The sequence below is a fragment of the Mesorhizobium sp. M8A.F.Ca.ET.208.01.1.1 genome (assembly GCF_004791315.1).
In the GTDB taxonomy this organism is placed as follows: domain Bacteria; phylum Pseudomonadota; class Alphaproteobacteria; order Rhizobiales; family Rhizobiaceae; genus Mesorhizobium.
In genome coordinates, this window is the sequence record NZ_SRUT01000004.1 from 1 (window position 1) to 11,992 (window position 11,992).

The following is an 11,992-nucleotide window of genomic DNA, read 5'->3' on the forward strand; positions in this document are numbered from 1 at the left end:
ACTTCTTCAGGTCCTGCCTCTGCAATAACCGCTACCGTCTCTCCGTTTGAAGGGTCATCAACCTCGATCCGTTTGCCGGACGAACAATCTCTCCACTCCCCATCGATGAAATTCTTGATCACTTCTGAAGTAGCCATGCTTGTCGATCGCCGCCGGTTCCTCTTGGTACTGAGCATCAAACGTTTCGTACGTGTCTTCCTGGGAAAGCCGCCTTTGGGCTTCTGAGCGCAAAAATAGGCTTCGAAGAAGCCGACAGCGGAGGTCGATTCCTGCTTGCCTATGAGGATCGCATTTCTTGATGCGACCTCAATCGCCACCTGCCCCCGCCCCACGCACGACCGATAACGACGCAGCTCCCGCGCTAAGACCGACAAATCGCAAGGATGCGTCTTAAAATTCCTTTTAGCCAATTCCTCTCCCGCGATGATAGCTTGTCTTCTACCTTCGGGTACCTACCAGATACGTGGGCTGCATTTGCTGGAAACGTATTATATAGGCGTAACTTTGTCTTGTTAGCCAGACGAGCATTCTTTGATTACCCAACAGGAGTATTCAGTGTTTCAACTGGAGCGGCAAATTCCGGCATCGTGTCGCCAGCGACATCGGTGATGCCATACTGCCCTAGAGCAAACACGAACAGCCCAACCATTATTTGCTGAAAGGATGTTTGACGCCATACTGAATGAGAGCTGATGAGACGAGTGTCCCCCACGGGGATAGTGTTAGAATTCGGCGAAGAGCGACGCGTTCTGGCGCCAATTGGCTGGGTGTCAGCAGGATGAAGCCGAGGAGGCGCTCACTGGCTCCGCGATGGTCTTTCATCAGCCTTCACTGAGCAGCAGGACAGCGGTCGAATTATGCAGCTCAGAGTTCCGGTCGCTTTTGTTGGCTCGATGGGTCTGAGATTGGCCAATTTTCAAGTGGGCCTAGGGCCGTGATGCGCCCTCAAAACGCTGGCCTCGAGCCCTTACCGCCAGTTTTGGCGGAAATGGAAACGCCGGCGACTTTCCTGGTCGAAGGCTCCCAAGCCGATGGCTTCATGTCTCTATGCTCATGGGCAGACGTCTCTCAGTCTGGCCAAAGATCATGCAGTGGTTTTGGAGTTGCAGCCTTGGCCTCTTCGATCTCTGCTGCAGACAAACGGTCCGCCAATTGGCCTAGGACGGAGCGGGCGACCTCTTCCGGATCCACTGCCGGGTCGCGGTGGACGCCGTCGTGGATCCGATCGAGAAACGAATTCCGGTTTCTGGCTATGGCCCGTCGGCCGGGGTGCCAACCCTCGTAATAAAAGCCGCGCAGTAAGGCTGGCAGCTGCGCACCCATGTACACGGCCTCGTCCCGACCCAGGCAGTCGCGCAGGGCGTGCAGCGTTGCAATCAAAGCTAGGAAAACCCGCTCGCGATCATGCCAACGAAGTCTCCACGCCAGATCGCTGACCCAATTCTGGGTCGCCTGCAATGCATAGGTGAGATCATGACTCACGAACATGAGTATTTTTCTGTTCTTGAAGGTTGTCTAAGGGCTGCAAGGACCATGACTAGACGGCTTCCGTCCGCCCGCCGCCGCGCTATACGCGCGACGCGGGATTTTGCGTGAGTTCTCCCAGCGTGTCACCCCGAGGTGGTCGTCGCATGAGTTTAGGCAGCCTGAGGACACCGGACACTTTACTGCAACTCTCGGGCGCGCCCGGCGCCATTCCCTGTCTCGACTGACTCGTAATTGCGCAGCATCATTTCCGCGACACTGAAGGTGTGGCGCCCTTCCAGCGAAGTCAGGCGCGCGTCGACGTCGGGATAGATAAAGAAGGGAAGCGAAATTCGGTCGGTCAGACCATTGTGCGCGACCTGATGCGGCGTACTCTTGAAGCGGTCGTCGCACAAAGCCTGAAGCATATCGCCCAAATTGACTACGAGACTGTCGGGCAGGCTCGGCACTGGCATCCAGCGCCCGCGCAACCACACCTGCAACGACCGGGTGGGGAGTTCCTCCTGCAGCAGCAGCGTGAAAAAGCCACCATCGGTGTGCTTAGCGCACGTGCCGCCGCGAGCTGGATACCGGATTACGCGTTGCTCGAGCGTCGGCGGGCTGAAATACCGTTGGAACCAGCCCTGTTCCAAACCGATCACGTCGGCAAGCGCGGTTCCGAGCTGCGGGACGACTTCGCGGAGCACGGTAGCCTGCAAGGCAAGCAGGCTTCGCGCGAAACCAGGAGCCAAAGCCTCATCCGGAAACAGTGTGCTCCCCGCAAACGGACGCCGATCGCCTTCGTTGTCGATTCCGAGATCGAACACTTCCTTTGGATCGCGGCCGGCCTCAGGATGCAGGATTTCACCGTACAGCGGACTGTATCCACGTGCGATAGTGGGGTGCACGTTTTGTGCGGCGTGACCGAAGCGTTCCTTTGTAGCCAGTGGCAACGCGAAGAACCGCCGGGACGCGTCGATGGCATCCGCGATCTGTTCCTTCGGGATTCCGTGCTCGATAAGGTAGAAGAACCCGTACACCTCGCATGCATTGCGCAAGCGCTGTTGCTCTTCATGTCGCGTCGCATCGGCAGACAGCTTCGCCAATGAGATTTGCGGTAGCGTGGTCATAGTCATCCTCCGTCTGTATCGGCGCCCCCTGCTGGGCTCCTGGAAAATCTCGCAACTCAGTTTCTGCCTAAGTAAAATAAAACAATGAGACCCCTGATCCAGTTAACTTATGGGATCAATACCACGTTATTGGGGCACAATTCAAGAACTGATATGTTAAAAATATAATACAAATTCGTTCTGATGTTTTAAACAACATCAATAGTGCGTTCGACGGGAGGTGGCGCGCCATGATGCATGAGAATATTCCGGCCCAATCTCTACCGTGCTGACTTACCAGGGCAGACGCTTTACGCACGCGACGGGGCCGGAGGCGAGGGATCCAAGGCGTTCATCTCAGTGGGATGGTCAATGGCTTTTCAACCGGTCAAAGCTATGACGCCGCAGTCGTCGCGGATCGCAAGAAAGAATTCGTGCGACGATCCACATGTTTCTTTCCCTGCTTCGGAGGCCGGCCCCTTGCAAGCAACGATGTCCTCGTTGGAACTCACGCCACGAGTGATCTTCTTTCTACATCAATTAGGATCTAATTGCAGCTAGAGGAAATCACCCGTGGCAAGTCCCCCGTGACGAAGGATGCTCACGCTTTAACTGCCGGCTAAATCCGGTCGGTCGCTGCGACATTCCTATTTCAGGTCCACCAGAGAACAAGATCAGGCCGGGCAAATCCGAAAAAGCAATTCAGCAGCACGCGACGCTTTCCGTCGCCTGATTGACCGGTAACCCCGTGAACGAAGCCGCCATCGATTAGGGCGATATCCCCGGTTTTGAGCTCGAACTCGCGGCAAGGGACGGCCTCCAGATAGGCTGCCGAATAGGGATATCCAGTGGTCTCCACACCTTGCGATATCCGGTCCGCAACCGTCGGCTTGTGGCTCCAGAGCTTCAGATTGCCGCCTTCCTCAGGCATGCTGGGATAGAAGTTGAGTGCTGCGACAGTGTTGTGCGCCACCGAAGAAAGCTCGTAATCATCGCCAGCACGTAGGACTTGAGCGACATCGTCGTGTGGATCCAAGGAAAACGTGCCTGAGCCCGACCAACTGAGAGCGCGACAAACATTGGCCTGGCCGTGTTCGGAACGGGCCAGCCGCAATTCGATGCCCTGGTTGTGAAGCTCTCGCTTCAACGCCCCGAATACTGCTCGAACCGGGTCAACCAAACTCTTAAAAAGGGCATCGACGTACGGCCGCGCGTTTTCGGCGTCTGCGAAATAGGTGGCTGCATCCTTCCTGTAGTGAGATGCGCCGACATATTGTCCGGGCACACCATCTTTACGCTCTCTGAGACCGGAGCTTCCAATAAAGTTCGTAGTGATCTCCTCGGCTACTTCGGTGCTGAAAGCTTGCTTGATGTGCAGAGCGGTGAGCTCACCTTTCAGGACCGAGATGATCTCCGCCGTGTTGATCGACCCGGTCCGTTCTTTGATCGAAACCGGCGAGATGGCTGGCACTTGAGATATCTGACTAGGCATTGTCTTGCTCCTGTAGTGCGTGTTCAAGGATGGTGATGCCACGATCGAGTTCGGCATCGGTGATGGTTATCGGCGGGAGGACTTTGATAACGTCGCGATTTGGCCCCGAGGATTCGATAAGAAGGCCATTTTCGAATGCGACATCGTGCACGCGGCCGACAACTGCCGGTGAACGGCATTTCAGGCCGGCCATCAGACCGCGGCCGCGCTTCTGTTCGATGTACCTTGGAAATTTCGCAACCAGGCGATCGAGGTGCGTTTGCAGCCTGACGGCTGTCCGCTCGACACCTGCAGTAAATTTCCTATCCGACCACATCTTGCACATGGCTCCTGCCGTCACGAAGGCGAAATTGTTGCCTCTGAAGGTCCCGCTATGTTCTCCGGGCTTCCATATGTCCAAGTCGGGTCGAATCAGAACGATGGACAACGGACTACCTGAACCGCTTAGGGACTTAGAAAGACACACAATATCCGGTTCGATTTTTGCAGACTCGAATGAGAAGAAGTCGCCAGTTCGGCCCGCACCTGCCTGGATGTCGTCGACGATAAAAACAATGCCGTGAGTACGGCAAATGCGCTGAATTTCCGTGAGCCAAGCTGCGGATGCGGCGTTCATGCCGCCTTCTGCCTGGATGGTCTCCAGAATGATTGCGGCAGGCTTTTCTATGCCGCTCCCCGGGTCGCTCAAAACGCTGTCGATGTAACTGGCGGAATCGAAAGCTTGGCTCGGATAGCCGTCATAGGGAACACGGATCACATCGTGGCGAGCAACGCCTCCCAGTTCCCTGGTTGAAGCCGAGCCCGACACCGCTAGAGAGCCGAGCGACATGCCGTGGAACGCATTCGTAAAGGCCATGACGCTCGAGCGGCCGGTGTATTTTCGCGCCAGCGCCAGCGCCGCTTCGTTGGCGTTCGTGCCGGTCGGCCCGGGAAACTGAATCTTGTACGAAAGGCCTCTGGGTTTCAGGATCCAATCGACGAACCCTTCAATGAAGTCACGCTTTGCCGCCGTATGCATATCAAGCGACAGAAGAATGTTCTCACCGACGAGATATTCAATCGCAGGCGCCATGATATCCGGATTATTGTGCCCGTAATTGAGCGCCCCGGACCCGACGAGGAAGTCGATAAAGGGCTTACCCGTCTCGTCCCAGATCGTCGCCCCAAGGGCCTTCGTAAAGACGGTGGGGAACGCCCGGCAATAACGACGAACGTTAGATTCATGAGCCGTGAAAGCGTCGCCGTTCATATTAAGTCCTCTGCACATAGTCGTTCAAAGAAGAGAGCTGTTTAATGGCTAGTGGTTTGCGGCAGATGTTCGCCGTTTAACATTGAAGCAGAATACCGAAGCTTTCGTTGGTCTGGTGATGCCGGGATCCTCATCGAATATTGTTGGGTTGCGTTGCCCTCCATTCGGATGCCTTCAGAGAATGTGCTCCAACAAGATGGCTTCTATAGCTTCCGCGAAAGCACCGATACTATGGCATCAGGTAGTTGACGTACCCACCCATCGCTACCCATAGCGCCTCCGGACAATGAATGAGTCCAAGGACGATTAGCAGGGTCGCGTCGCCAGAGGTTGTGTAGCTCGGCGGTAGCGAAGCCGCTCGCGAGCGCGCCCCCTCAATAGCGCCGTAGCGAGCGAGCGGCTTCGCGGCGGTCATCAATATTCGCCGTTCAACCTCGGGCTGCGGACACCAACCTGATTCAAGAAACTATTTGATGACCGATGACACAGCGAAAGCCACGCTCTCTTTGAGAAGAATGCGGATTCCGATCTCTTGCGCGATGACTGGCCCGAGCCGCCGGATCAAGAGGGCGGGGCCGCCGTGGACCCCCTTGACGGAAAGCCCGTTCGTAGGCCAGGCGGAAGCAACCGGGAGACGCGCTGGCGAAGGGCCGCATCGGTTTCGAGAACGTCCACTACCGCGACGGCAACCATCCCCGGCCGCAGCTGGGCTGCTGCCTTCAGGCGAGTCGAAAAGGAGATCGTCCGGGAGGGTGAAGGCGTTGACGAGGTGAGCCGTGAGTAAGCAATCAAGCTCTGATCGGGATCGACTAACACTGTTTCCATCCGACCGATGGTTGACCTGTGATCGGCGTTACCTCAAGCTAGGCAGGCCGACAAGCTCGGTTGGAAGGCGAAGACCTTTCGATGAGCTCGTCTCCGAAATGCTCGAGACCCACTGCCGCGCCTACAGGAACATACTGGCGTAACGTGAAAACACGATGGCGTCGCGGGCAGGTGCATCTGTCGTGGGGCCATCCGCACTGCCAGGCACGCCCTCTCGGCCGGCATGCACTCAGGTCCGGTCGTTTGGGTCGGCGAATTCACACATCCTGCAAAGCAGAAAACCATCTGCTCCATTCATGCGGTCGACGATTTCGCGAAAAACTGGCTTTTCAAACAGAGCGGAGTAACCCTCATATAGAAGGTTGCCCAATACGTGACGCCGTTCAAAATCCATAGAGCACAGGGTAACGTCGCCGTTTGGAAGAAGAACATTCCGATACTGTCGTGCGTCCACGCAGGTTAGGGCTCCGACCACTGGCTGACGTGGTGCAACGATCTTAGGGTCGACGCTTCCACCCCTACTGCTCACCGGCCGCGCTTTTATCAGGGCTTCGGTAGGAATAATGTCGGCTATATCTGGGTGGGGCTCGCCCAAGGCCACGAATCGGATCAAGGGGATGTCCGCGTCGACGAGTTGACGAACCAGATCGCGATACTTGTCTCCGACCAGGCGGCTGTTCATGTAGGTGCCGTCATCGAAAACATGGACCACGAATACGCCCAAGCGCAAGGCTTGCAATCGTTGCAGGTCCTGCCCGTTCATTCCCACCAGCGTCGTAAAAATCCTGATGCCATGGCCTTTGGCGAAGGCGTGCTCCACCATTTCGGTACAGTCCGGATTGAGCCAAGGTTCGGAGTATCCCGCAAAACCAATGTCGACGGAAGTCGGTACGCGGGCCAGACACCGCTTGAAATCTTCAAGATCCAGATGACTCGCATGAGACACTTTTCTTTGCCGGACCGCGAACTTGTCCTGGGGACAATATGAACATCCTACGACGCATCCCGTGGTCGTCGTTATCTCCAAAACCCTGCCGGCTGTGTTTGCTGAGCGAAGTTCCGGTAAAATCACTGGTGATTACTCCCATCTACTTCCTGCGAAGCGCCACGATGGTGTGCGTGTGCCTTTGGCTTTCTGATACCGCCTGCTGATCTACCGAGGCAACGCAGACATCTACCCTTTTTGGCAGCCTAAGCCGCCCGGTTCACCGACTTGCCGGGCCGACCTTCACAAACTTCCAGCGCGTCGGACCAGAGACAGCATTGCATCTTTCGAGGCATCACTCGCTCCGGAGATGTAGCCTCAACCGTTGGTCGCTGGCCCGTCGCCGAGATGCGCGCGCAGCACCCTCGAACCCGCCGGAGAGAAGCTTTCTGGATGCCGTCGATCATCCTTCATCGAGCGAGTTCCGTGTTCTCATGCGGGTCAGCCCTCACACTATATTGCCGCACATCGACCAGCAAAGGCCGAGCTAGTGCGCCTGGCGCGCAGTTACTGCGAGATAGGCTTCGAAAAGCCCGACAGAGCTAAGACGCTCCGCTGTATTGAACCCGACATGTTTTCTGACAGCTGTCAGATTTTGGACACACATCACTCATCGTCAGTCGCTTAATACGGATGGTAGTTTCTTCCAGGAATCGGTGACATTGAACACCACCCTGTCATGACCGCCCAATCTCAGCGAAGCGAACTCAGCATCGCCACCAGGACCAAGCCTGAAGATAAATCCGCCATAGCAGCGTCAACGACATTTTGCTTTCGAAGCCGGATGGATTGCACGAGGTGATTCGCGCCGTGATGCAGGAGGTGCTCGAGGCCGAGATGGACGAGGCGCTGGGTGCTTCGAAGAGCGAGCGCACGCCGGAGCGTCTCGGCTATCACGCGCGCTACTACGGGCGGAGAACTAGCTGCGCACCTACGGCGGTTCGATAATCCCAAGGTTCAAAGCTTTTACAACAGCTACCGTTCTGCTGGTCGCATCCAACTTCCGCATTACATTTTTTAAATGGAAATCTATCGTATTTCGTGATCTGCCTAAAATAGTTCCTATTTCCCAAGATGATTTTCCTTGTGACACCAAATCAATGCACTCTATTTCTCTCGGAGACAGGTTATGAGCTCGTTCCGACGCAGTCGTAGTGTCGAACTTCGTAACCATCCGATGAAACCGCAGCGCGGCCATTTGCAGGTAGGTGATCGCTCTATTCTGCAATTCGCAGTCCGAGGATTGAGCAAAACTCACAAACCTAAAGCTGCCACCAGGGCCATGTAATGGGACGGTAACGCCTGACCTCAAGCCGAATGTTGCTGCTTCGTCCAAGACGCGGCGTCCATCTTCAGTTATGTTTTCATCAGTATACACCTCGCTCCATCGAAAGGGTCCCGCCTCCTTTCGACCTTTCTTGATGAGGGGGTCTATTTTGGCATAGCCCATTCTCGAGTAGCGCTCCTGCCATTCAGCGGGATAATTCCACATCACCACAGAACCCTCTCGGTTCGGCTTGAAAGCCCTCTCTGATGCGAGCGGCCCATAGGCAATCCACGGGCAATCGAAATTCAGCGCAAACGCAGACAACAGTTCGAACAACTGTTCGGATTGAGCGACATCATCAGTCATCTTGAGGAATAGGTCTAACTCCACCGCAATCCGCCGGAGTTCCATGATGTCTCCTTCATTGCGTTCTCATTGGTGCACAGTTTGCTCCAACCCAGCCTCGCAACATCCGAAGTCAACGGGACTCGAGCCGGAGTTCCTTCCGCCACCTGGAGTACCCTCAAGAGTCGTGCCAGCTTGCGAGCGAAGCTTCTCCTTCAGGTCGTCAATCGACGGGGGAGGTACCCAGGAGGCGAACCGACAGCACTGTGTCGGGGAGCGCACAATCCGACAGTCGAGCATTCGATTGACGGAATATGGGCAGGAAAGTATTCGCGGCGCGCTTTTGAAATCAGCACCTAAGTGCCGGGCCTGAGAAAGCTGCATTGCAACTGTACTTATTTGATCGAGGCAAGAACAAGCTCAAAATTCAATCGATACATCGACCTTCTTTTCCAATCTCCCGAGTTGAGCAGCCGTAGCAATCGTATTCGACTGGATGGCGGCTGACTTTCTCCAGGCTCGGTAACCTGCTGAATTTGTCCTTCGGATGTTCCCGCTCAGTTGGCACGACTTTTGAACTCACCGTCGTGAGGCGGCAAGAGCTGCCCGCCAAAATTGATGCTGTTATGGGGGAGGTCGAAATTCCAGTTTTGTCTTTTATCGTCTTTGGGACCGAGCGTGTTGATGCGCCCGCTTGGAAACTATGAGACGTTTCCCCGTCCATGGGCGCGGCGCCACTTGTCGCGACGTTTTCGCCTTCACTGTTCGCCTCTGGAACAGGCAGCCGGCCCGGCTCGCGATCATCATGACCGCGATGCTCGCCTCCACGCTGGCTGACGTGTTGATGCCGCTCTATTCTGGCCGACTCATCGACGCTGTTTCTCGTGCTGCTAATGCGGCAGCACCAGCTTCGGATTCAGCTGTTGCAGCATTCTCTGTACCGATTGCATTGGCACTCGGTTCCATTGCCATGCGCCACGTCGCCTTAATTGGCCTGAACGACCTGGTGTTGAAAATGATTTCCGATGTCGCGACCGAAGCGTTCCATCATGTGCAGCGTTTTTCGACAGACTGGCATGCAAACAGCTTCGCCGGCTCGACAGTGCGCAAGATAACGCGCGGCATGTGGGCGCTCGACCTCCTCAACAGCACGATACTCGTCACGCTGCTCCCGTCGTTTGTCATCTTGATCGGCTCGACGGTGCTGCTCGGCTGGCACTGGCCGGTCATGGGCGTGATCTTTGCTTGCGGCTCTCTCGTCTACCTTGCGTTTTCGATTTCGCTGTCGCTCGGCTATGTCGCGCCAGCGGCGAGCCTTGCCAACCGATGGGACACAAGGCTCAGCGGCGCGCTTGCGGACGCGGTCAGTTGCAACGCTGTGGTCAAGGGCTTCGGCGCAGAGGTTCGCGAAGACGAGCGGCTTGCAAATATCATGACGAAATGGCGGCACCGCGCGCGCCGGAGCTGGGTGCGCGGAACGATCATCGGCTCAACCCAAGGCGTAACTTTGGTTGCGCTCAGGGTGGCGGTGGTCGGATATGCCCTGCTTCTGTGGTCGCATGGACAGGCAACGCCGGGCGAGATAGCATATGTTCTCACGTCCTTCATCGTCCTGCAGGGCTATCTGCGTGATGCCGGCATGCATGTCCGCAACGTGCAGCACTCGGTTAATGATATGGAAGAACTGGTGGCCATCCACAATCAGAAGGTGGATGTTGCCGATCGTCCAGAGGCCAAGCCGATCCGGATCACGAACGGCCGTATCGATTTCGAGAACGTCCACTTCCGCTACGCCAACCATCCCCTGCCGCTCTATAGCGAATGTTCGCTGTCGATTGAAGCTGGCGAAAGGGTTGGGTTGGTTGGACCCTCCGGTTCCGGCAAGACAACATTCGTGAAGCTGATCCAGAGACTCTACGACCTGAGCGGCGGCCGGATCCTGATAGACGGTCAGGACGTCTCCGAGGTGACCCAAGAGTCCCTTCGTTCGCAGATCGCGATCGTGCAGCAGGAGCCGATCCTGTTTCACAGGTCGCTTGCCGAGAACATCGCCTATGGCCGGCCTGGCGCGAGCCAGGCCGAGATCGAGCAAGCGGCACGGCTGGCAAGTGCCCACGAATTCATCGCGCCCCTGCCGAAGGGCTATGGGACATTGGTCGGCGAAAGGGGTTTGAAGCTCTCCGGCGGCGAGCGCCAGCGCGTGGCGATCGCGCGCGCCTTCCTCGCGAACGCGCCGATCCTGATTCTGGACGAGGCCACATCGAGCCTCGATTCGGAATCCGAGGTGCTCATTCAACAAGCGGTGGATCGGTTGATGGTGGGTCGAACCACACTCGTCATCGCACACCGGCTGTCGACCGTCCGCTCGCTCGATCGGCTGCTCGTCTTCGACCGTGGCCGCATCATGGAGGACGGCGATCATGCCGCCCTGATCAATCTCGATGGTGGCATTTACCGCCGCCTCTTCGAACGGCAGGCGTTGGAACTCGCGAAGGGCCTGGCCTGATCGCTAAACCGGCTTGCGCGATGCGCCGAGCCGTTGCCGGAGAGGGGTGTGGCAGTGACGAGCGGCGGGCGTTAGGCCGGCAAAACAAGCACGGCCGGAACTGTCCGCCAAACGGGCGAGCGGGAATGCACCACGTCTAAGCTTCGGCGAATGCGCGCAGTTACACGCGGGCACCGAATTGTCGCGCCTAACGGCGCACGCACCAAAAGGGCGGGAATGTCGACGGCCCGGGAAGAGTGCGGCCCTCGCCGTTACCCACATTTCGCCAAAGGAAGCGAAGTCAGCACAGGCCGGCTGGGAGCCCTGTCGCTGGCCCAACCTACCGCACGCCGGCCACGTCAACGCTTCAAAGTCCCTTCGGTTCGCACAGTCGTCCCCTTGGAGACCCGGAAGCGCAGGAGCTCCGACCGCAGTCTTCGCTCAACTCTCGCCATCTGCTCCGGGATTGGATTCCGTTCCCTTGCTAGCACTGTGGCAGCTGAGCACGAACTCGCCGGCCTCGTGTCTTTCGATTACGGCCAACGGGCTTAGGAAGAGATTGGATTCGCCGGCCCTCTGCGGAGCGAATGAACAGTTCTACAGATCATCGACGTCCGCGAAAAAGAGCACGCAGCCGAAGTAGTCGGCCTGAAGCAGCAGCGAACAGGCCAGCGTCGTGACGACTGCCACACGGAGCGAATCCAAAGCGAAGTAAACCATCGACGCATTGCTGCACAGGACCAGCCCCACGAGCCGACAAAAAGATGAAGT

9 protein-coding genes and 1 pseudogene are annotated in these 11,992 nt (G+C 56.8%); 2 read left to right on the forward strand and 8 right to left on the reverse strand.

Annotation, left to right across the window (positions count from 1 at the left end):
* From EN851_RS36785 to EN851_RS19610, 6 genes are all read right to left on the reverse strand, one after another.
* A partial coding sequence (locus EN851_RS36785; protein WP_348630727.1) for a hypothetical protein occupies nucleotides 1–317 on the reverse strand: 317 nt, incomplete at its 3' end.
* 751 nt (nucleotides 318–1,068) lie between these two features.
* Complete coding sequence (locus EN851_RS19590; protein ID WP_135929893.1) at nucleotides 1,069–1,488, reverse strand: DUF2267 domain-containing protein; 420 nt, start codon at nucleotides 1,486–1,488, stop codon at nucleotides 1,069–1,071.
* Between the two features lie 176 nt (nucleotides 1,489–1,664).
* The gene (locus EN851_RS19595) at nucleotides 1,665–2,594 is read right to left on the reverse strand and encodes a 2-oxoglutarate and iron-dependent oxygenase domain-containing protein (protein WP_135929894.1); all 930 of its coding nucleotides are present in this window, start codon (nucleotides 2,592–2,594) and stop codon (nucleotides 1,665–1,667) included.
* A gap of 631 nt (nucleotides 2,595–3,225) precedes the next feature.
* Nucleotides 3,226–4,065, reverse strand: coding sequence for a hypothetical protein (locus EN851_RS19600; RefSeq protein WP_135929895.1), 840 nt, complete (start codon nucleotides 4,063–4,065; stop codon nucleotides 3,226–3,228).
* A complete protein-coding gene (gene ectB / locus EN851_RS19605; RefSeq protein WP_135929896.1) occupies nucleotides 4,058–5,314 on the reverse strand; it encodes a diaminobutyrate--2-oxoglutarate transaminase in 1,257 nt (418 codons plus the stop codon). Before ectB ends, EN851_RS19600 begins: the two co-directional genes overlap by 8 nt.
* A 1,054-nt stretch (nucleotides 5,315–6,368) precedes the next feature.
* Nucleotides 6,369–7,085, reverse strand: coding sequence for an SPASM domain-containing protein (locus EN851_RS19610; protein ID WP_224571099.1), 717 nt, complete (start codon nucleotides 7,083–7,085; stop codon nucleotides 6,369–6,371).
* 718 nt (nucleotides 7,086–7,803) lie between these two features.
* Between EN851_RS19610 and EN851_RS19615 the strand changes: the two are divergent.
* Nucleotides 7,804–8,039: pseudogene (locus tag EN851_RS19615) on the forward strand (transposase); the annotation flags it as partial.
* 16 nt (nucleotides 8,040–8,055) lie between these two features.
* Here EN851_RS19615 and EN851_RS19620 read toward each other — a convergent pair.
* Complete coding sequence (locus tag EN851_RS19620; RefSeq protein WP_126097332.1) at nucleotides 8,056–8,802, reverse strand: LuxR family transcriptional regulator; 747 nt, start codon at nucleotides 8,800–8,802, stop codon at nucleotides 8,056–8,058.
* Nucleotides 8,803–9,439: 637 nt separating this feature from the next.
* Between EN851_RS19620 and EN851_RS19625 the strand changes: the two genes are divergently transcribed.
* Nucleotides 9,440–11,242 carry an ABC transporter ATP-binding protein gene (locus EN851_RS19625; RefSeq protein ID WP_126097331.1) on the forward strand — a complete coding sequence of 601 codons (1,803 nt, stop codon included), beginning with the start codon at nucleotides 9,440–9,442 and terminating at the stop codon, nucleotides 11,240–11,242.
* A 576-nt stretch (nucleotides 11,243–11,818) separates the two neighbouring features.
* Here EN851_RS19625 and EN851_RS19630 read toward each other — a convergent pair.
* Nucleotides 11,819–11,941: an exopolysaccharide production repressor protein gene (locus EN851_RS19630; protein WP_127230881.1), complete on the reverse strand. Its 123-nt coding sequence runs from the start codon at nucleotides 11,939–11,941 to the stop codon at nucleotides 11,819–11,821.
* Nucleotides 11,942–11,992: the final 51 nt, after the last annotated feature.